Raw genomic sequence first — 18,673 nt, forward strand, 5'->3', positions numbered from 1 at the left:
GTTACAACCGCTCGGGACCGAACGGATGTCATGAAAATTTCATGTGGCTGTGTTGGTACGGCTATGACGCAAAAAGTCAGCAACGGCTTTCGCCGTTGCTGACCGGGTGTTGCGAGTCGTTCAAGCCTGGGCTTACAACGGACGACCGATGGCGTTGCAGACGCTGGTGTTGCCGATGCTCAGACCGCTGGAAGCCGTGACGAAGGAATCACGAATGGCGGTTTTCCAAGCCGAAGGCAGCGGCACGAAACGGTTGGCGGTGATGGCCGAGTCGTTGTTGGTCAACGAACCGTAGTGGCGGCTGAAGAAGTTCCGCACCTGGGTGGTCTGGGTCGCATCGGCGTAGCACTGGCTGAAGATCACGTTGGTGAAGCCCAGGATCGGGTAGCCGGTGGATGGGTAGGCTACGACGCTAGGGTCGCTTGGGTTGGTGGTAGCGGCGAACACCGGTACCCAGGCGTTCGGGTTGGAACGGTTGGCTACTGCCGGTACCGCAACCGCGGCGATGGCAGTCGAAACGTTGGCTGGGGCTGGGGAAACACCGGCAACGCGGGCAACCTTGGTGGCGTCATCCAGACCGGCCAGAGTGGTAGCGGCGTAGTCCGGGCTCATGTAGGTGATACGGCCTTGGGCGGCATTCACTGCAGTCATCACAGCCTGGCTGCCAGTGGCGGAAACGGCGCCGGCTGGCAGGCCGCCGCTGTAGCTGGAAGCGAAGTTGGTGGTGATGGCGAAGGTGCCGGTTTCAGCGCACTTGGCGTTCAGGAAGCGGGTGAACAGCTCGGTGGTGCCGCTGCTTTCTGCACGGTAAACCACGGTGATCGCGCCGGTACGGCCCGAACCGGTGATCTGGCTCCAGTCGGTCAGACGGCCGGAGAACACACCGCACAGTTGGTTGACGCTCAGGTCGACGTTAGCGGTGCCGGTCTTGTTGAACGGAATGGCAACCGAAGTGGCGACCGAAGGCACTTGGATCAATGGACCCCAGGCGGCACCGTGGGCGCTGACGTAGGTGCTCAGTTCGGTGGCACTGAGCTTGGAGTCGCTACCGGCCCAGTGCACTTTCTTGCCGCTGGTGTCGCCTGGCACGAACTTGGTGTAGTCGTTGGTCAGGAACGCCGACTTGCCGGCACCACTGCCCACACCGATGTAAGGGGCAAAACCGGCAGTCAGGACGCCGGAAGTCTGGTACAGCGGTTGAGGCAAGGTAGCACCACCGCCATTGACATCAGCCATGGCGGCCTGAGCGGCGCAGAGGCCGGCGAGGGTCAGGGATACCGCGAGAACGTTGCGCTTAAACATGAAGAATCTCCTTTCATCGTGTTCGTACGTAGGTTGGGTGACGCGTGCTTGCCGTCATGGCGCTCGGTCCTGTGCCGATGGCGATGGGGTGAGGCCATGGGTTAGAAATTCGCAGCTTCCGGTGACAGATAAAGGAAAAAACCTCGGGAGCTGAGGGCTGTTTTTCGAGTTTTTTCCTCGGGTGTTCGAGGGCTCTGCGCCGTGGGTTCAGGCGGTTTTTTCAGGGCGACGGCAAGGGCTGGTCGCGAAGATGGCGGCGGATGGTTGCCAGGCGGCGGAAGATGACAGAACGAGGAACCCGAGTTTGGCGATGGCGAGGCTCGGGAGGTGTTGACGGCGTCAACATTTATTTTGCTCGGTGTGCTTTTGTGGCGAGGGGATTTATCCCCGTTAGGCGGCGCAGCAGCCCCATGCCAGCCCAGTCAATTCGTCTGACACACCGAGGCGGCAGTTGTGAGGGGCGCTTCGCACCCCAGCGGGGATGAATCCCCTCGCCACAGGACCTGTGTTTGCCACGAGAGTTGTGTCAACCAGTAGAGGACGGTTTATTGCACCAACTGATTGATCTCGATGATCGGCAACAGCACCGCCATGACGATCACCAGCACCACGCCGCCCATGACCACGATCATCAGCGGCTCCAGCAGCGCAGTCATGCCCATGGCCCGGCGTTCGATGTCGCGGGACAGGGTCTGCGCGGCGCGTTCGAGCATCGGTGGCAGGCAGCCGGTTTTCTCGCCGCTGGCGATCAGGTGGATCAGTACTGGCGGGAAGACTTTTTCCACCCGCAGCGCCGCCGCCAGGTTGACCCCTTCGCGGACCTTGGCCGTGGCCTCGCTGACGCTCTGGCTCAGGCGGTCGTTGGACAGGGTCTGGCGTGCGGCTTCGAGCGCTCGCAGCAACGGCACCCCGGCTCCGCCGAGAATCGCCAGGGTCGAGGCAAAGCGCGCGGTGTTGAGGCCCAGTACGAAACGCCCGATCAGCGGCAGGCGCAACACCCGCGCGTGCCAGTTCAACCGCGCCGCCGGTTTGCGCAAGTACATGCGCCAACTCCAGAAGCCACCGGCCAGCACGCCAAAACACAACCAGCCCCAGGCCCGAATGAAATCACTGGCGGTGAGCATCGCCACGGTCAGCGCGGGCAGGTCCTGGCGGGCCTGGGAAAATGCACTGACCACCTGGGGCACCACGTAGCTGAGCAGGAAAATCACGATGGCGACCGACACCAGCCCCACCACCCCGGGGTAGATGAACGCCGTGAGGATCTTGCCCCGCAGGTTGTTGCGCTCTTCGATGTAGTCCGCCAATCGCTCCATCACCTGGGCCAGGTCGCCGGACTCTTCACCGGCGGCAATCAACGCCCGATAGATTTCCGGAAAATCCCGGGGGCGTGCCGCCAGGGCTTCGGCCAGGCGCATGCCGCTGCGCACATCGGCGCGCACCGCGCTCAAGGTCTGGGCGATGTGCTTGCGCTCGGCCTGTTCCACCGTGGCGCTCAACGCGGCTTCCAACGGCAGGCTCGCGCCCAGCAGGCTCGCCAGTTGCCGGGTGGCCCAGGCCAGGTCGTTGTCCGAGAGTTTGGCGCTGAACAAACCACCGCCATTGACCGGTGTCGTGTTGCGCTCGACCTGCACCTGCAATGCCGTCAGCCCGCGACTGCGCAACAGGTTGAAGGCCGCCCCCTGGCTGTCGGCTTCCAAGTGTCCGGATTCGATCTTGCCCTGGGCGTCGGCGGCCTCGAAACGGTAGCGATTCATCAGGCGTCCCGTGTCACGCGCAGGATTTCTTCAGGGGCCGTGGTGCCACTGCGCACCCAGCGCCCGCCATCCTCGCGCATGCTGAACATGCCGGCCTGGCGAGCGGCGGCGCGCAGTGCCTGCTCCCCTGCCCCCTGGTGGATCAGCGTGCGGATGTCATCGTCGATGCAGAACAGTTCATGGATGCCGGTGCGCCCGCTGTAGCCGGTCTGGTTACAGGTCGGGCACCCCACCGGGCGCCAGGTGCCGGGCGTGGCCGGATCCGGCTGCTTGCACTGCGGGCACAACCTGCGCACCAGTCGCTGGGCCAGCACGCCGAGCATCGACGAGGCCAGCAGGAACGGCTCGACCCCCATGTCGATCAGCCGGTTGATGGCCGACACCGCGTCGTTGGTGTGCAGCGTCGCCAACACCAGGTGACCGGTGAGAGACGCCTGCACGGCGATTTGCGCGGTTTCCAGGTCGCGGATTTCGCCGATCATGATGATGTCCGGGTCCTGGCGCAGGATCGCCCGCAACGCCAGGGCGAAGGTCATGTCGATCTTGGCGTTGACCTGGATCTGGCTGATGCCCGGCAGGTCGTATTCCACCGGGTCCTCCACCGTGAGGATGTTGTGGACGCTGGCGTCCAGCCGGGCCAGGGCGGCGTAGAGGCTGGTGGTCTTGCCGCTGCCCGTGGGGCCGGTGACCAGGACGATGCCGTGGGGCTGGCGGATCAGGTGATCGAGCTTGCCCAGCACATCCGGATCCATCCCCAACGTTTCCAGTTTCAGGCGGCCAGCCTGCTTGTCCAGCAACCGCATCACCACCCGTTCGCCGTGGCCGGTGGGCACCGTCGAGACGCGGATATCGATCGGTCGACCGGCGACGCGCAAGGCGATGCGGCCGTCCTGGGGCAGGCGTTTTTCGGCGATGTCGAGCTGGGCCATGATCTTGATCCGCGACACCAGCGCACCGTGCAGGGCCTTGCGCGGCGAAACCACATCGCGCAAGGTGCCGTCGACGCGATAGCGCACCACCGAATGGCTCTCGTAGGGTTCGATGTGGATGTCGCTGGCCTCATCCCGTGCGGCCTGGGTCAGCAAGGCATTGATCATGCGAATCACCGGCGCGCCGTCCTGGGTGTCCAGCAGGTCGGTGATCTCGGGAATATCCTGCATCAGCCGGTCGAGGTCGACTTCGTTTTCAGCCGCGCCCACCACCGCGGCAGCACTGCCGGTGTCGGCATAGGCACTGTTGAGCAGTCCATCGAGCTCCTCGTCGCGCACCCGCTCCAGCCGCACTTCGCCGAACTGACGGCGCACTTCACTGATGGACCAGCCCGGCGTGGACGGGCACACCATCAGCACCGCCCCCTCTTCGGACTGGCTCAACACCAGGCGCTGGGCCTTGGCCCAGGCGTATGGGAGGGTGTTCATGCCGACACCTCGGCCCCAAGAAACATACATACCCCCTGTGGGAGCGAGCTTGATCGCGATAGCGGTGGGTCAGTTGCAATGCGGTTGAATGAATGGCCGTCATCGCGAGCAAGCTCGCTCCCACAGTGTCTTGGGCTGGCCTCAGCATTGTGCATGCCGCTGATGTTCATCAGCGAGTGCCTCCTTCGACCGGCACCGCCTTGATCACCGCCCTGGGCATCTGCGACCCGGCAGGCGGCGTCCCCGGGATCGCCCTCGCCGAGGCCGGCAGTTGCGGGGCCTGCATGTCCGGCATTGCCCAGCTACGATCCGGTTGCAGCAGGCCCTGGGCGCGGCGCATGAAGTCATAGCGATTGAGGGTAATGCCGCGTCCCGCCGCCGTGTCGCGGATGATATAGGGCCGCAGGAACACCATCAGGTTGGTCTTGGTGATCTGCCGCCGTTCGTTGCGAAACAGCGCGCCGATCCCGGGAATGGTCGACAGCCACGGTACCGCGTCGTTGCTCTGGCTGTAGCCATCCTGCAGCAGCCCGCCAAGGACCATGATCTGCCCGTCGTCGAGCAGGATGCTGGTGTCGATGGCGCGCTTGTTGGTGACGATACCCGTGGTGCTCGAGGCGCGATTATCGACGCTGCTGACCTCCTGGTAGATGTCGAGCTTGACCGTCCCGCCTTCGGAAATCTGCGGCCGGACATTGAGCTTCAAACCCACCTCCTCGCGGGTCACGGTCTGGAACGGGTTGTTGCTGGTGCCACCCCCGCCCGTGACGTAGCTGCCGCTGACGAAGGGAATGGTCTGGCCGACGAAAATGCTCGCCGCTTCGTTGTCCAGGGTCAGCAGGTTCGGCGTCGACAGCACATTGGTGCCGCCCTTGCTCTTCAAGGCCCGGGCCAGGACCTTGAGGTCGAGGATCTTGCCGATGCCGGGAATGTCCACGGTGCCGTTGACCACGCCGAGGTTCAGGCCCTGGGGCAAGACATCGATGCTGGTCTTGCCGTTGAGGTTGAGCCCCGTGCCGCCGAGATTGACCCCGCCGATCACCCCGCTGCCACCGAGGTTACCGGTCTGCCATTGCACGCCGAATTCGCTGGCGTCGTCCTCGCCAACCTCGACGATCAGGCTCTCGATCACCACTTGGGCGCGACGCTGGTCCAGCAGGTCGATGACTTCCCGCAGGTTGCGGTACAACGGGTCCGGCGCGGAGATCAGCAAGGTGTTGGTGGTGGCGTCGGCCTGGATGGTGACACCGCCGGCGCTGAAAGCAGTGCTCTGTTCGTTTTTCGTCGAAGCGGAGGTTGTCCCGTTGCTGCCCTGGCCGTAGCCGTTGCCGCTGGTCGACGCACTGCCGCTGGTGGTGCTGCTGGTGCCATCACCACTGCTGCCCTGCCCGCTCTGCCCATTGGTGCTGCCACCCATGCCACTGAGCACCGAGCGCGAATTGTCGTTGCCCTCGCCTTCGCTTTCCCCGGTGAGCAAGCCGCGCAGGGCCTGGGCCAGTTTGCCGGCCTGGGCGTTGCGCAGGTACACCACGTGCAGGTTGCTCGGATTGTTCTGAGCGTTGTCGAGCTTGTAGATCAGGTTGCGCGCCAGCTCCGTGCGCTCGGGGCTGCCGGCGCGAATGATGATGGAATTGGAGCGAGGGTCGCCAATCACGTTGATCTTCTGGGTCTGGTCGCCGCCCTGGGTTTCCAGCAGATCAGAGACCATTTGCGCGATGTCGACGGCGATGCCGTTGTGGATCGGCACCACGTCGGTGTCGATGGCACTCGGGGTGTCGATGCCTTCGATGAGCTGCGCCACCCGCGACAGGTTTTCGGCGTAATCGGTGACGACAATGGTGTTGTTGCCCGGGTAGGCATTGATCGGATTGTTCGGCGACACGATCGGGCGCAGCACCGGGATCAGGTTCACCGCGTTTTCGTATTGCAGGCGGAAGGTGCGCGTCAGCATGCCGTTGCCGGCCGGTTTGTCGGCGCTGTAGATCGGCCCGCCCAACAGCTTGGCATCAGCCTCCGGCACCACCTGGGCCACGCCGCCCACGTCTACCACGCTGAAGCCTTGCATGCGCAGCGCGGCCAGCAGCATGTCGTAGGCCTGGTGAGCCGGGACCTGGCCTTCGGAAACCAGCGTCAGGTTGCCCTTGACCCGCGGGTCCACCAGAAACTGTTGGCCGGTGGAGCGGGACAAGGCCCGCACCACCGCCTGGATATCCGCCTCGACGAAATTCAGCGTCACCGGTTGATCCCCCAGGGGCGTGCGCGCCGGCACATTGCTGCGGGGCTCTCGGGCACGGGCGGTGAGATCGACCTGATGCCGCACCGCGGGCTTGCGTTCACGCAGGTCCTGGGCCCGCTGGCGATCGAGCAATGCATCGCCGCTACGCTGGGTACTCCCCAACGGAATACCCAGCTCGCTGTCCACCAGCAACGGTGGCTGCGACGCGGGCGGCGTGCTGTTGCACGCACTCAACGCCAGCAACAACAGCGGCGCGGCCTTGCGCCAATGACGTGGGTATCGGGCCCCTTTCATGAAGCTTCCTTAGCGCTTTGCGCCTGATCCATGCGAACGGTTCCGGACAGTGTGCCGGCGCTGTTATCGAGGTTGTCGTGGTTATCGGGATTGGCAAGGGCGGTGCGCTGCAAACGGGCTTCGATCACCTCCAGGGAGAATGGCCGTGGGTTGCCCAGCAGCCAGCTGATGACCGCCTCCGCCGGGGCCTGGTCGAACGTGAGCTGCCAGGCGCCGGGGCGCTCGGTGCCGGGCGCTTGCAATTGGTAGTGCTGGCTCAAGCCGCTGGCGTCCAGGCTCTGGCGCAAGGCGGCTTCGAGGGGCAGGCCTTGCGCGGGCCCGGCGACGTCACGCAACAGCACTTCGAGGGCCTCGGTCTGGGATCGCAGCTTCGGGGTTTCGGCTTGCCAGTAGGCGATGGTCTTGAGCGGTGGCTGGATCAGCGCGAGCCAGACCAGACAGCCGCCCAACACCAGCGCGGCCAGGGCCACGGCGGCTTGTTCGCGCACGGCGAGCCCCTGCCAGAACGTGCGCAAGCGCGTGCGAAAGGTTTGCCAACGGACCCGCGCCAGTGCCAGGGAGTGCTTATTCATCGTCGGCGTCCGGGGTTTCGTCGGCGTCCTGCGCACCCTGGCCGGCCGGGGCCACCCGCAGGCGCCAGCCCTGGTCGATGGCGGCGACGTCGATGCCGGCCTGGGCCAGGGGGATTTTCCAATCCTCTTCGGCGGCGGTTTTCTGCGCCTCGGCCACCACAGTCAAGCGCAACTCACCGTTCTCGAACACCAACGCCTGGACATTGCCGCTCATGAACGGCATGGCGCTGCCCGCCTGTTGCACCAGGCTGGCAAAGCGTTGGGCCGGGTCGGTCGCCGCACCGCTCTGGCGCGCGGCGATTTGCTGGCGTGCCTGCTGCAATGGGTTGAGGATCACCGGCAACTCAGGAAACGCCTGTTTCACCCGCTGGCTCATCTGCGCCTTGAGCCGTTGGCCCTGGGCCGCTTCGCGGGCGGCATAGAGGTTCAACCCGACCACCCACACCGCCAGCGCTGTCGCGCAGATCGCCACCGCCCGGCCCCAACCACCGCGCTTGACGGCGTTGCGTGCAAGGCCGACATGCAAACCCCAGCCCGGTGCAGGGCCCGTCCAGCGTTGGCCTTGGGCCAAGGTGTCGAGGGAAGATTGTGGCGGCGCGTCTCCGATCCAGTGCAGCCCAGCCCCCGTTTCCAGTAGCCACTCGTCCAACGCCTCCTCCTGCAACGGTTGCACCACGGCGTGCTGCAGGCCATGGCGCACCAGCAGATGGTCGTCCTCGATGCAGGCCACCGGCCCGGACAGCACCGGCAAGGCGTAGGCCGCCGGGTAGAGGCCACGCAGTTTCATGCCGGCCTGGTGCACTAGCCGCCCGAGATTGGCGAGGGATTCACGGTCCAGCCAGGTGATCTGCACCTGCCCGTCAATGTCGCGCGGGCCATGGGCCACCTGCATGTGCTCGCTGGCGCCGAGCATCAGGGCCTGGGCCGCGCACGTCACCGCTGCGCTGATCTTGGCCGCCGGTAACAGTGGCAATTCCAGGCGGGTCAACACGCTGTCGCGGGGATGAAGGAAACACTCCACCGAAAGGTTTTTACCGCCCTGGCCCAACGCCCGAAGGCTGCTGCGGCCTTGCTCGCGGACCTGGCCGTGGCGATCCAGCCAGGCAAACGCCACCGGGCTGTCGAGGTCCAGGCTGCCCAGCGGCGCCAGGGCGATGCGCAAGCGCGTCATACGCCCACCCTCGACCAGATCACCTGGGGCAAGCGGTCCTCGGTGCGTTGCAGCAAAGCCTCCAGTTCGACCCGCCGCTGACCACTGCGCGCCTGCCCCCGCAAACGGAACCAGTCGCTGGTGATGCCGACCTTGACGCTGGCGGTCTCCAGCTCCGGCATGCGCAGGCGATTGACGAAATCCCCGCGGTTGATAAACCAGTGGCCGCCGTCGCGCTCCCTGACCAGCGCCTCGGCCCGTTGCAGCGACAACCCCGGCACGTAGGCGGCCAGCACCGGGGCACTGGCGGTGTTGCCATTGAGCCAGGTGTTGGTGGGCAGGATCGTCACGTAAGGCGCCAGCGTGTCCAGTAACCGCGTGGTGACGCCTTTGATGCTGCGCAAGTCTTGCAAGGTGCGCAACATAGGGCGCGTCGGGGCCAGCGGCGTATTGTCGGCCTGGGGCGACGTTTCGCGCCCGCTGTCGAAGGTAGTGGCCTTTGGCGCCTGGTCCGCCCGCTGCGGATTCAACAGGCGCGGATAGGCCTCGACCACCCTGTCGACGATACGCGTGCGGACCGTCGCGGACACGCCCAATTGCTGGCACAGGCGCTCGAAGGCGCGCACTTGCTCCTCGTCCACCCGCTCATTGGCGACGAGGTTGCGCAGGTTGAACTTGCCTTGCTCATCTTCCAACTGGCCTTCGAACGGAGTGTCGATCTGGCCTGAACCCGGTATCACGATGGGTTTGGCCCAGGGTTGGCCGAAGCGCGTCAGTGGATCGCGCTGCCGGGCATCCCGGAGCAACTGGCGACCCAGTTGCAGGCCACCCTGCAACCGCGCCGTGCCCTGGACACGCAACTGCTCGGCCTCCAGGCTGCGAGTGAACAGGGTCTGGCGGGTCAGCATGCCGCCGGCGATGACCGCCACCACGGCGGCGATCAGCAAGGCACTGATCACCGCCATGCCGCGCTGCTTCGCCGCGAGGGGCGAATCCGTTCGCATCACGGCCCTTACAACTGCCAGGAGCCAATGTCGGCATTCACGCCGTCGCCATCGGGCTGGCCGTCGGCCCCCAGGGAAAAGATATCGACTTCGCCGTTGGCACCGGGGTTGAGGTAGTTGTAGGGGCGGCCCCACGGGTCGTTGGGCAGGCGCTCGAGGTAGGAACGCCAGGTGCCGTTTTTCGCATCGGCCGGTTTCTCCACCAGCACCTTGAGGCCCTGATTCATGCTCGGGTAACTGCCGTGGTCCAGGCGATACAGCTTCAAGGCTTGCATCAGGCCGCCAATGTCCTGTTTCGCCGCCGTTGCCCGCGCCTGGTCGGGACGGTCGAGGACCTTGGGCACCACCATCGCCGCCAGGATGCCGAGGATCACCACCACGACCATGATTTCGATCAGGGTGAAACCCCGCTGCCCGCGAGGGCCTAGGGAACGGGCGTTGTAACGGGCGATCTGCATCTCGACGGTCCTTCGCTGGATTCGATTCGAGGCGCAGTGTTGCAAGAAAATATGTCAGTGATATTGAAATTGCTCAGGAGCTTGCGTCGTCAATCGGTCACGAACGCCGGCTACCCTTCAAGACTGCCCTCGCACCCGAGCCCGCGCCATGCCACGCCCTGCTCCGCAAGCCGGCTTCACCCTGATCGAAGTGCTGGTGGCCCTGGCGATCATCGCCGTGGCCATGTCGGCCGCCGTGCGCGTGGCGGCGGTGATGACCCAGAGCAACGGCCTGCTGCGGGACAAATCCATCGCCCTGCTGGCCGCTCGCAGCCAACTGGCGCAGTTGCGCCTGGAAGGCCGTTTTGCCCAGGGCTCCAAAGTGTTCGAATGCGACCAGGGGCGCTTGCTGCTGCGTTGCGAACAGACCCTGCGCCCGGCGGAAAACGGCCGGCTGCTGCGGGTTGAACTGAGCGTGTCGGACCGCAGTCGCGAAGCACCGCCGTTGGCTCGGCTGGAGACGTTGGTCAGCCGCGAGAAGTAAGGAAATGCGTGCGATCTCTTGTGGCGAGGGCGCTTGCTCCCGCTGGGGCTGTAGGAGCTGTCGAGTGCAACGAGGCTGCGATCTTCCCCCAGACACTTGAGTCCCAAGTGAAAGATCAAAAGATCGCAGGCTTCGCCAGCTCCTACAGAGCCCAGCGAGAGCAAGAGTGCTCAGGGCTGTGTCAGGGACGGCAAACTCACCGAGTCCGGCAGCCGGGCCAGGACCAGTCGGGTCTGTTCGTTGCCACGTTCGATGACCACCGCTTGTGCCTCGATCGCCACCAGCCGCACCCCCTGGGCCACGCGTTCACCCACCAGGAAACTGCGCGGCGGCCCGTCGTTGAGGCTGAGGATCGCCACGGCGGCGTGGGGGCCGGCCAGCACGCCGCTGACCTTGATGTCCACCGGTGCTGGCTGGTTGGAGAACCATTGCAACGCCGGGTTATCGGAACGCTCGGCCATGCGCTGCGGGGCGACGTCCGGAGTGCGCGACTCGGCCGACGTGAGCAGCAGCGAAGACCAGGTCGCCACCCCGGCCAATGCTGCCAACAAGCCCACGACCTGGACGATTTGCGCCGGGGACACACGCTCGATGAACGCCATGGCCTGAATCTCCTTTTTTTGATTCCAGCTTGCAGCGTACGCGTCAATTCTCTCCGTTTTATTTCACATCCTTATCATCTTCACCGTGCAGGATGACGCTCACGCAAAGGAGCGCACATGAACCTCGGCAAGCAACGCGGTTTTACCCTGATCGAATTGATGGTGGTGCTGGTGATCATCGGCATCGCCAGTGCCGCCGTGAGCCTGAGCATCAAGCCGGACCCGTTGAAGTTGCTGCGCCAGGATGGCGAACGGCTGGTGCAGCTGTTGCAACTGGCCCAGACCGAAGCACGCAGCGACGGGCGGCCGATTACCTGGCGCTGGGATGCCAAGGGCTTTGGCTTCAGTCGCCGCGCGGACCGGGGCACCGGGGTCGATCGCTTCGAGGACGACCCGCAGCTGCGTCGACGTCGCTGGCAGAGTCCGTCGATGGAGGTGCGGGTGGAACCCAGGCAGCGGGTCGTGTTGAATGCCGAATGGATCGGCGAACCCTTGCAGATCCGCTTGTCGGACGGCCAGAACAGTCTCACGGTGCAACGCAGCGCCGCCGGGCGGGTGCAACTCCAATGAACGCCCGGGAGAAAGGCTTCACCTTGCTGGAGGTGATGGTGGCGATTCTGCTGATGGCGGTGGTCAGCCTGATCGCCTGGCGCGGGCTGGACAGCGTGACCCGTGCCGACAGCCATTTGCAGGCCAGTACCGAGCAGACCGAAGCGCTGCTGCGGGTGTTGAACCAACTGGAGCGCGACGTGGCCCTGCGCGCCAGCATCGAGCTGAGTGAACCGGTCAAACCCGGCGTCGACGACCAGCCGTCGACCGCCCCGCCCGCCCTCACCGTGCGCAGCACCGAAGGTCGGGGCTTTCGCTTGGATGTGATCCGCGTGGCGGCGGCCCAGGAAGGCGAGCTGCAACGGGTGCACTGGTGGCTCAAGGGCGACACGCTTTACCGCGCCCAGGGCCAGGCCCGCAACCGCTACCCCCTGCCCGCACCCGGCCCGGGCGTGGCTGTGCTCAGTGACGTCAGCGACGCCGGCCTGCGCTACTGGGACACGGAAAAAGGCTGGCGCAAACTCAGCGGCAACCGCCAGGAAAACCCGACGGGCATCGAAGTCAGCCTGACTCGCCAGACACCTCAGGGGGCCGAAACCTATCGACAGGTGCTGGGGCCGTTGGATTAGCTGGCGATAGCGGTGGGTCTGTCAAGGATGATGTCGAATGTACAGGCCCCATCGCGAGCGAGCTCGCTCCCACAGGGTTACCGGGTGAGCTCAAGATTTGGGCCCTTGTGGGAGCGAGCTTGCTCGCGATGGGGCCCGCCAGGCAGCGCCGGCCTCAGCTCAACACCACCACTCCACCCGGCAACTCGGTGCATTTGGCGCCGTAGGCATCGCGAATCAACAGCGCCACGCCCGCCAACTGGTCGAGGCGAAACCGTGCCTGGACCTTGCGCTGGCCCAGTTCGCGGTTGAGCAGCAACAACATGCCGGGACGGTAGCGGTTGATTTCATCGATGACGCTGGCCAGGGTCGCGTCGTTGAACACCAGCACCTGCTCACGCCAGGCAATGGCGGCCGACACATCGGCACGCTTGGGCGCGCCCACCTGGTGAGGGTCGTAAGTCAGTTGCATGCCCGGTTCCAGGCTAAAGCGCTGGCCTTGCACCTCGACCTGCACCACGCCCTCCAGGCAGGTCGCGCAGACACTCTGGCCGGTGTAGCGGATGTTGAAGCGTGCCCGGGCGGCGCTGATCCAGCCGGCGCCGGCCTGGACGCTGACCACCTGGGTACTGCGCCCCTGCACTTCAATTTCGCCACTGAGCAATTCCAACCCTTGTCCGCCATCGGCCAGCGCGCGGCGACTGAGACGGGTCTGGGTGTTGAGCTCCAGGCTGACGCCCTCGCCCCATTCCACTCGGCGCTGTTCGCCGACCTCGGTGATGTAGTCGGCCCCCAGCCCGGAAACACCACCAGGCACCGTGGCGCGGATCAACAGGAAAGCCGCCGATGCCGCGATGGCACCACCCAAGAACGCCCGACGGCCGAAATGCCGAGGCGCCTGCAACGCTGCGGCGGCGGGTTGCAGCTCATGCCACAGCGCCTTGGCCTGTTCAAAGGCCTGCGCATGTTCGGGACTTTGCCCGCACCACAGGCGCAAGGCCCGGGCATCGGCCACGGTGGCGCGCCCCGAGGTCAGCAGGATCAGCCAATCTCGGGCCTCGCTGGCCAATCGGGCCTGGGGCGTGGCATCAGGGGAAGCGATGCTGAAGATGTTCAAGCGCACACACACTCATGAAAGGGTCGGGTCTCTACTCTCAAGACGGTTTTCCCGCGCCGGGACCGAACCGCTGAATGACTTTTCTTTCCAGGCGCAGGGCACAATGCCCCAGCGCCGCCTTGATTTCCTTCTCCACCATGCGGGTGGAAATACCGAAACGCTCGGAGATTTCCAGGTGCGGCGCTTCTTCCAGGCGGGCGGCGATGAAAATCCTGCGACGGCGCGCCGGCAGTTCGTACAAGGCCTTGAGCAAGGTCTGCAACTCCTTCTGCCCACCGACCACCCGCGCCGGGTCCAGCGCCTCATCCGAGACCTGCAGCAGCTCCTCGATTTCACCGCCCGTGAGCAAGCGCGCATCGGCCTGCCGGCGGTCGGCGGCAATGTTCAGGGCCATGCGATACAAATAGGCACTGGGCTGGGCGATGTCCGGCGGGTCGACCATGCGATCGACCCGCAGGTAGGTTTCATGCAGCACATCGTTGGCCAGTTCCTCGGAGCCCAGGCGCCTGCGCAGGCGCACCCGGAAATCCTCATAGGAGGTGAGGAACAACTTCACCAACGGGCTGCGACCGATGTCTTTCATCGCCCGGACACCCCTTCCCCTGTCATGCATTCCATGCTTTTTCCTGATGAGTCGGGTAACAAAAGCAGGGTCACCGGCTGGCGCAACGAACTGGGCGCCGGGCGGTCGATCCTGAGGTTCTGCAAACTGTTGACCAGGGCCTTGTCCCGCATCAGGTCGCCCGTGGAACTGACCAGGCGGCTGTGCTGGACTACGCCGTCCCGGCCGATCCACACTTGCAGCACCGCCCGAAAACTGCCCGGGCGGGTCAACGCTGAACGACACAAATTGCGCTGGATGACCGTCTGGATGGCTGCCGCGTAGTTGCTGTCACTCAGGCCCGGGGTGACACCGGCAGGCAGCGGCACCTCGCGGACCCGCACCGGCTGCAACGTGAACGCATCCGCCCGGGCATAATGCGCCGCCAGCCCGGTACCGCTGAGCAACACCCGCAACCCTTCGGAGGGAGGAAACCGTCCCTGCACACCCAGCGTCTGGCGCTGGCTCGACAGCTGGTGGTCCACCAGCACCGCCATGCCCGTCGCGCGACTGAACTGCTCCAGCGCCGTGGTCAGTTCCTGGGGCGCGATGTCCAGGTCCACCAGGCCAACCGCCCGGATCGGCCCGGCCAGCAGGCACAGCAACACCATCAGCCACCCCAAGGGCGTCCTGGTCAATCCACGTCCGCGTCCGCCCCCGGCTCTGCCCTGCTGCACGACTGACGTATCCGTTGAAAATCGTCATCCTGAGGGGTGTTTATGAATGTCGTATGACAACTGATACAAATCCTCCAGGCCGCACTAGACTGATGCCCTGACAACGCACCGTCCGCTGCGACGGGCCAGGAGGTCGCAGATGAAACAGTGGATGAACATGATGGCAGGCCTCGGGCTGGTCATGGCCCTGCCCTGGGCCCAGGGTGAAGAAGCCCCGGCCTGTATCGAGGTGACCGTGGGGGGTTACAAGACCCCCGACTACAACTGCCTGAGCCGGCAGATGGGCAACACCCCCCAGGCCGCGAAGGCGGCGCAACGGGCCCAGGACGCCATGAACGTGCCGGTCAACGAACGCGCGCCGAACAGCATCGGCCTGGCCACCCCGGCGGCCACGGGGGTGCGCATGGGCAATACATTCGGCACTTCGGTCAAGCCCCAGCGGCCGCCGACGCCCGGCAATAATTAACCTTTGCCCAACATTAAACCGCGTTATCGTTCATCGCGAGCAAGCTCGCTCCCACAGTAATCCGGGAGAACACAAAACTCCCGTTCAGACCCATCCCATGTGGGAGCGAGCTTGCTCGCGATAGCGGCCTGCCAGGCGCTAAACGACTGAAACTCACCCCCCCGGACTCTGGCGAAAACTCACCGCCAACCGGTTCCAGCTATTGATGGTGCTGATCGCCAGGGTCAGGTCCACCAGTTCCTCCTCGCTGAAGCAGGCCCGGGCCTGGGCATAGACGTCATCGGGCACCTGGCTTTCAGCCAACAGCGTCACCGCCTCGGTCCAGGCCAGGGCGGCGCGTTCGCGAGCCGTGAAGAAACCGCTGTCGCGCCATACCGCCACCGCGTAGAGCCGCCGCTCGGTCTCGCCCTGGCGTCGCGCCTCCACCGAATGCATGTCGGTACAGAAGGCACAGCCATTGAGTTGCGAGGCGCGGATCTTGATCAGGTGCAGCAGCGCCGGTTCGATACTCAAGCGACTGGTCAGGGCTTCCAGGCCGATCATGGCTCGCATCGCCCCGGGGGATGCGGTGTAGTAATCCAGACGCGGGCTCATGGCGGGCTCCGTGGCATTCGAGGCCCTCACGGTAGGCCCTGGTGCCGGGCAATGACAGGTCCAATTCGGCGAAAAAACCGGGGACAAGTCCAATGGACGGGATTTTCCCCACGCAACTTCTATGCAGTCGCACAATGCGGGTAATCTTGCGCCTTTGACGCTGGCCACCGAACAATCGCCCAGGAGCTTGCGGGTATGGAACTTCATGTCGTCATCAACGGCCGCAAGGACCTGTCGGGCCAGTTGTATCAACAATTGCGCAGCGCCATCGAGAGTGGCCGCCTGGCCGCCGGCACCCAACTGCCGCCCAGTCGCCTGCTGGCCGAGCAACTGGGTGTCTCGCGCAAGACCGTTTCCGACACCTACGCCCAACTGACCTACGAGAACTTCCTCACCGGCATCATCGGCAAAGGCACCTACGTCAATGCGCGGCCGGCCAAAGTCGTGCGCAAGCAAAGCCACCGCGAACTGGCCGGCGCCGACGTCGTCGAGGCCTGGCGCACCATGCCGGACCTGATGCGCCACCCCACCCTCGAAGGTGCGTTGCGCTACGACTTCATCGGCGGCGCCACCGGCAAGGGCCAGTTTCCGCTGGACGACTGGCGGCGTTGCACCGCCCACGCGCTACGCCAGATCGCCAGTGCCAAGGGTTTCTACAGCCAGCCCGAAGGCCTGCCGTCGCTGCGCAGTGCCATTGCCCGGCACATCGCGTTTTCCCGCGGGGTCAATTGCCAGGACGAAGACGTCGTGGTGTGCAACGGCGCGCAACAGGCCCTGGACCTGATCTCGCGGGTGTTGACCCGTCCCGGCAGCCTGGTGGCCATGGAAGATCCGGGCTATCCGCCGGCGCGCTTGTTGTTCGGCTCCCAGGGCGCCACGGTGGCCGGGGTGCCAGTGGACGAGCAAGGCATGCGGGTAGACCTGATCCCCGACGGCACGCGGTTGATTTATGTGACGCCCTCCCACCAGTTCCCCCTGGGCATGCCCATGAGCCAGGCCCGCCGCGAGGCCTTGCTCGCGCGGGCCTATGAGCTGGGGGCGATCATCATCGAAGACGACTACGACAGCGAATTCCGCTACGAAGGCCGGCCCGCCGATTCGTTGCAGAGCCTGGATGAGCGCGGGATCGTCGCGTACGTCGGCACCTTCTCCAAGACCCTGCTGCCGGAGCTGCGGCTCGGCTACGCGATCCTGCCACCGGCGATCCTTGAAGCGGTGATCCTGGCCAAGCGTCTCACCGACCAGCACACCTCCACCCTGCCCCAGTGGGCACTGGCCAAGTTCATCGCCGAGGGCTGCCTGCTCAAGCACATCCGCCGCTGCCACACCCTGTACGCCGGGCGTCGCGAGCGGATCCTGGCGCGCATGGCCGGGGACTTGTCGCCCTGGTTCGAGGCCGTGCCCACCACCGCGGGCTTTCATATGGCCGTGTTGTGCAAGGTCCCGGTGGACCTGGCGCTGGTGATCGAGTTGGCGAAAAAAGCCGAGGTCGGGCTCTACAGCCTCGATGGTTTTTTCAATGATGTGCCGGTGCGGCCAGGCCTGTTTTTCGGTTTCGGCGCAATCGAAACCCTCGACATCGACATCGCCCTCGACCGTTTGCGCGACATCCTGCAGCAGGTGGCCTGAGGATTGGACTGCGCATTTATCCGCCCATTGGCTGTTTGAGCCTCGCGCCGCCAGGCCTATCCTGCACGGGTGTCATTACCCGTGGACACCTCCGTCCGACTTGATTCAGGAGTCTGAAACGATGTCTCGCCAAGTGATCAATACCGTACAGGTGCAAGCCGCCGCCGGTCGCTCGGAAGAACTGGGCCGGCAATTGCAGCAAATCGTCGAGACCCTGCGCGCCCAGCCAGGCTGCGATGCCTACCTGGTCGACCGTTGCCCGGACGATGGCGACCGCTGGAACGTCAGCGCCCGCTGGCAATCGGAAGCGGCCATGCAAGCCCACTTCAACTGTCCGGAAGTGCAAGGTTTCATCAGCCTGATCGACAACCGCCTGGCCCGAAGCGTGGATTTCAATAGTTTTCCGGTTGTTTGAAAGGCGCCGCTTCATTCCCGCCCAGCCAGATTGTGGTGAGGGGATTTATCCCCTCGCCACAACGGTGCAGGCCAGCTAATTGCACTGGCCGGCCCGCTGTAATTCGTACCCCCATTGGTCTACCCACCTTCCGAAAGATTGGACGTTTGCTTGCCACCCCCTGGGGCTTAGGGTGAACCCATCGCCGCTACCGCGCGAAATCACTCGAAATCACCAAGGTCCATGCCCCATGAAAACCCTCTATCTGATCGCCGCCCTCAGCCTGCTGCCCGTTCCCCATACCTACGCCCACGAAGCCACGCCTTCGGAGAAGGTCACGGTGTTGCAGGAGCAACTGCTGAAAAACGTTCCAGGCAAAAAAGCCATGATGCTGACCGTCAACTATGCCCCCGGCCAAGCGTCCATTGCCCACCAACACGAAGGCACGGCCATGGCCTATGTGCTGGAAGGCGCCATCACCTCCCAGGTCAAGGGCGAGCCGGCGAAGACCTACAAGGCCGGGGAGTTCTGGTACGAAGCGGCGGGCTCCGAGCACCTGGTGTCGAAAAACGCCAGCACGAGCCAACCGGCGAAATTGCTGGTGTTCATGGTGATGGGCGAGGATGAAGCGGTATTGATACCGCTGAAGAACTGACAGTCGCACTACAAGCCATCCCGTGGGAGCGAGCTTGCTCGCGATGACGGTGTATCAGTCAAGTTCA

Annotated in this window: 20 protein-coding genes; 7 read left to right on the top strand and 13 right to left on the bottom strand. The window is 64.7% G+C overall.

All coding sequences use genetic code 11. The features are described from left to right. Window positions 1–132 precede the first annotated feature (132 nt). From BLQ55_RS02930 to gspG, 8 genes are all read right to left on the bottom strand, one after another. On the bottom strand, window positions 133–1,302 hold the full coding sequence (locus tag BLQ55_RS02930) for a substrate-binding domain-containing protein (protein WP_092198345.1): 1,170 nt from the start codon (window positions 1,300–1,302) through the stop codon (window positions 133–135). Between the two features lie 545 nt (window positions 1,303–1,847). After that, window positions 1,848–3,059 (bottom strand): type II secretion system inner membrane protein GspF, encoded by a 1,212-nt coding sequence (gspF, locus tag BLQ55_RS02935; protein WP_092252275.1) that lies wholly within the window; start codon window positions 3,057–3,059, stop codon window positions 1,848–1,850. Continuing rightward, window positions 3,059–4,477 (bottom strand): type II secretion system ATPase GspE, encoded by a 1,419-nt coding sequence (gspE, locus tag BLQ55_RS02940; protein WP_092252277.1) that lies wholly within the window; start codon window positions 4,475–4,477, stop codon window positions 3,059–3,061. Before gspE ends, gspF begins: the two co-directional genes overlap by 1 nt. 169 nt (window positions 4,478–4,646) lie before the next feature. Further along, window positions 4,647–7,007: a type II secretion system secretin GspD gene (gene gspD, locus BLQ55_RS02945; RefSeq protein WP_092252279.1), complete on the bottom strand. Its 2,361-nt coding sequence runs from the start codon at window positions 7,005–7,007 to the stop codon at window positions 4,647–4,649. Then, window positions 7,004–7,579: a type II secretion system protein GspM gene (gene gspM / locus BLQ55_RS02950; RefSeq protein WP_092252281.1), complete on the bottom strand. Its 576-nt coding sequence runs from the start codon at window positions 7,577–7,579 to the stop codon at window positions 7,004–7,006. Before gspM ends, gspD begins: the two co-directional genes overlap by 4 nt. After that, entirely contained in the window at window positions 7,572–8,750 is a 1,179-nt protein-coding gene (gene gspL / locus BLQ55_RS02955; RefSeq protein ID WP_092252283.1) for a type II secretion system protein GspL, read from the bottom strand. The genes gspM and gspL overlap by 8 nt, the downstream gene beginning before the upstream one ends. Next, window positions 8,747–9,733: a type II secretion system minor pseudopilin GspK gene (gspK, locus tag BLQ55_RS02960; protein ID WP_092252285.1), complete on the bottom strand. Its 987-nt coding sequence runs from the start codon at window positions 9,731–9,733 to the stop codon at window positions 8,747–8,749. Before gspK ends, gspL begins: the two co-directional genes overlap by 4 nt. Before the next feature lie 8 nt (window positions 9,734–9,741). Next, entirely contained in the window at window positions 9,742–10,191 is a 450-nt protein-coding gene (gene gspG, locus BLQ55_RS02965; RefSeq protein WP_092198324.1) for a type II secretion system major pseudopilin GspG, read from the bottom strand. A gap of 148 nt (window positions 10,192–10,339) precedes the next feature. Here gspG and gspI point away from each other — a divergent pair, with 148 nt between their 5' ends. Then, window positions 10,340–10,714, top strand: a complete 375-nt coding sequence (gene gspI / locus BLQ55_RS02970) for a type II secretion system minor pseudopilin GspI (RefSeq protein ID WP_092198320.1) — start codon at window positions 10,340–10,342, stop codon at window positions 10,712–10,714. 170 nt (window positions 10,715–10,884) lie between these two features. Here gspI and BLQ55_RS02975 read toward each other — a convergent pair whose 3' ends face one another. Further along, window positions 10,885–11,316, bottom strand: coding sequence for a type II secretion system protein N (locus BLQ55_RS02975; protein WP_092252287.1), 432 nt, complete (start codon window positions 11,314–11,316; stop codon window positions 10,885–10,887). Window positions 11,317–11,433: 117 nt separating this feature from the next. Between BLQ55_RS02975 and gspH the strand changes: the two genes are divergently transcribed. After that, entirely contained in the window at window positions 11,434–11,886 is a 453-nt protein-coding gene (gene gspH / locus BLQ55_RS02980) for a type II secretion system minor pseudopilin GspH (protein WP_092198312.1), read from the top strand. After that, window positions 11,883–12,494: a PulJ/GspJ family protein gene (locus BLQ55_RS02985; protein WP_092252289.1), complete on the top strand. Its 612-nt coding sequence runs from the start codon at window positions 11,883–11,885 to the stop codon at window positions 12,492–12,494. Before gspH ends, BLQ55_RS02985 begins: the two co-directional genes overlap by 4 nt. Before the next feature lie 154 nt (window positions 12,495–12,648). Here BLQ55_RS02985 and BLQ55_RS02990 read toward each other — a convergent pair whose 3' ends face one another. The 3 genes from BLQ55_RS02990 to BLQ55_RS03000 are packed head-to-tail and all read right to left on the bottom strand — an operon-like array spanning window position 12,649 to window position 14,802. Next, window positions 12,649–13,590 (bottom strand): FecR family protein, encoded by a 942-nt coding sequence (locus BLQ55_RS02990; protein WP_092198559.1) that lies wholly within the window; start codon window positions 13,588–13,590, stop codon window positions 12,649–12,651. A 37-nt stretch (window positions 13,591–13,627) separates the two neighbouring features. Then, complete coding sequence (locus BLQ55_RS02995) at window positions 13,628–14,173, bottom strand: sigma-70 family RNA polymerase sigma factor (RefSeq protein ID WP_092198307.1); 546 nt, start codon at window positions 14,171–14,173, stop codon at window positions 13,628–13,630. Next, window positions 14,170–14,802: a secretin and TonB N-terminal domain-containing protein gene (locus tag BLQ55_RS03000; RefSeq protein WP_092252291.1), complete on the bottom strand. Its 633-nt coding sequence runs from the start codon at window positions 14,800–14,802 to the stop codon at window positions 14,170–14,172. The genes BLQ55_RS02995 and BLQ55_RS03000 overlap by 4 nt, the downstream gene beginning before the upstream one ends. A gap of 205 nt (window positions 14,803–15,007) precedes the next feature. On the opposite strand from BLQ55_RS03000, the gene BLQ55_RS03005 reads away from it, so the two are divergent. Further along, window positions 15,008–15,334, top strand: coding sequence for a hypothetical protein (locus tag BLQ55_RS03005; protein ID WP_092198301.1), 327 nt, complete (start codon window positions 15,008–15,010; stop codon window positions 15,332–15,334). A 153-nt stretch (window positions 15,335–15,487) separates the two neighbouring features. Here BLQ55_RS03005 and BLQ55_RS03010 read toward each other — a convergent pair whose 3' ends face one another. Continuing rightward, complete coding sequence (locus BLQ55_RS03010; protein WP_072404481.1) at window positions 15,488–15,928, bottom strand: carboxymuconolactone decarboxylase family protein; 441 nt, start codon at window positions 15,926–15,928, stop codon at window positions 15,488–15,490. 195 nt (window positions 15,929–16,123) lie between these two features. On the opposite strand from BLQ55_RS03010, the gene BLQ55_RS03015 reads away from it, so the two are divergent. The 3 genes from BLQ55_RS03015 to BLQ55_RS03025 all read left to right on the top strand — a co-directional run bounded on the left by BLQ55_RS03015 (window position 16,124) and on the right by BLQ55_RS03025 (window position 18,606). Then, window positions 16,124–17,557, top strand: a complete 1,434-nt coding sequence (locus tag BLQ55_RS03015; RefSeq protein WP_092252293.1) for a MocR-like pyridoxine biosynthesis transcription factor PdxR — start codon at window positions 16,124–16,126, stop codon at window positions 17,555–17,557. A gap of 121 nt (window positions 17,558–17,678) precedes the next feature. Continuing rightward, the gene (locus BLQ55_RS03020) at window positions 17,679–17,972 is read left to right on the top strand and encodes an antibiotic biosynthesis monooxygenase family protein (protein WP_092252295.1); all 294 of its coding nucleotides are present in this window, start codon (window positions 17,679–17,681) and stop codon (window positions 17,970–17,972) included. A gap of 229 nt (window positions 17,973–18,201) precedes the next feature. Beyond that, a complete protein-coding gene (locus tag BLQ55_RS03025) occupies window positions 18,202–18,606 on the top strand; it encodes a cupin domain-containing protein (protein ID WP_092252297.1) in 405 nt (134 codons plus the stop codon). Window positions 18,607–18,673 lie beyond the last annotated feature (67 nt).

It is taken from the genome of Pseudomonas sp. NFACC13-1, assembly GCF_900104425.1.
GTDB classification, from domain to species: Bacteria; Pseudomonadota; Gammaproteobacteria; order Pseudomonadales; family Pseudomonadaceae; genus Aquipseudomonas; species Aquipseudomonas fluorescens_AA.

What these genes read in the sequence shown, in the direction of transcription:
- gspK (WP_092252285.1), bottom strand. Translation starts at nt 9,733, where the DNA reads ATGCGAACGGATTCGCCCCTCGCGGCGAAGCAGCGCGGCATGGCGGTG.
- BLQ55_RS03025 (WP_092252297.1), top strand. Translation starts at nt 18,202, where the DNA reads ATGAAAACCCTCTATCTGATCGCCGCCCTCAGCCTGCTGCCCGTTCCC.
- BLQ55_RS03000 (WP_092252291.1), bottom strand. Translation starts at nt 14,802, where the DNA reads ATGGTGTTGCTGTGCCTGCTGGCCGGGCCGATCCGGGCGGTTGGCCTG.
- gspF (WP_092252275.1), bottom strand. Translation starts at nt 3,059, where the DNA reads ATGAATCGCTACCGTTTCGAGGCCGCCGACGCCCAGGGCAAGATCGAA.
- BLQ55_RS03015 (WP_092252293.1), top strand. Translation starts at nt 16,124, where the DNA reads ATGGAACTTCATGTCGTCATCAACGGCCGCAAGGACCTGTCGGGCCAG.
- BLQ55_RS03020 (WP_092252295.1), top strand. Translation starts at nt 17,679, where the DNA reads ATGTCTCGCCAAGTGATCAATACCGTACAGGTGCAAGCCGCCGCCGGT.
- BLQ55_RS02985 (WP_092252289.1), top strand. Translation starts at nt 11,883, where the DNA reads ATGAACGCCCGGGAGAAAGGCTTCACCTTGCTGGAGGTGATGGTGGCG.
- BLQ55_RS03010 (WP_072404481.1), bottom strand. Translation starts at nt 15,928, where the DNA reads ATGAGCCCGCGTCTGGATTACTACACCGCATCCCCCGGGGCGATGCGA.
- BLQ55_RS02975 (WP_092252287.1), bottom strand. Translation starts at nt 11,316, where the DNA reads ATGGCGTTCATCGAGCGTGTGTCCCCGGCGCAAATCGTCCAGGTCGTG.
- gspG (WP_092198324.1), bottom strand. Translation starts at nt 10,191, where the DNA reads ATGCAGATCGCCCGTTACAACGCCCGTTCCCTAGGCCCTCGCGGGCAG.
- gspE (WP_092252277.1), bottom strand. Translation starts at nt 4,477, where the DNA reads ATGAACACCCTCCCATACGCCTGGGCCAAGGCCCAGCGCCTGGTGTTG.
- gspD (WP_092252279.1), bottom strand. Translation starts at nt 7,007, where the DNA reads ATGAAAGGGGCCCGATACCCACGTCATTGGCGCAAGGCCGCGCCGCTG.
- gspH (WP_092198312.1), top strand. Translation starts at nt 11,434, where the DNA reads ATGAACCTCGGCAAGCAACGCGGTTTTACCCTGATCGAATTGATGGTG.
- BLQ55_RS03005 (WP_092198301.1), top strand. Translation starts at nt 15,008, where the DNA reads ATGAAACAGTGGATGAACATGATGGCAGGCCTCGGGCTGGTCATGGCC.
- gspI (WP_092198320.1), top strand. Translation starts at nt 10,340, where the DNA reads ATGCCACGCCCTGCTCCGCAAGCCGGCTTCACCCTGATCGAAGTGCTG.
- gspL (WP_092252283.1), bottom strand. Translation starts at nt 8,750, where the DNA reads ATGACGCGCTTGCGCATCGCCCTGGCGCCGCTGGGCAGCCTGGACCTC.
- BLQ55_RS02930 (WP_092198345.1), bottom strand. Translation starts at nt 1,302, where the DNA reads ATGTTTAAGCGCAACGTTCTCGCGGTATCCCTGACCCTCGCCGGCCTC.
- gspM (WP_092252281.1), bottom strand. Translation starts at nt 7,579, where the DNA reads ATGAATAAGCACTCCCTGGCACTGGCGCGGGTCCGTTGGCAAACCTTT.
- BLQ55_RS02995 (WP_092198307.1), bottom strand. Translation starts at nt 14,173, where the DNA reads ATGAAAGACATCGGTCGCAGCCCGTTGGTGAAGTTGTTCCTCACCTCC.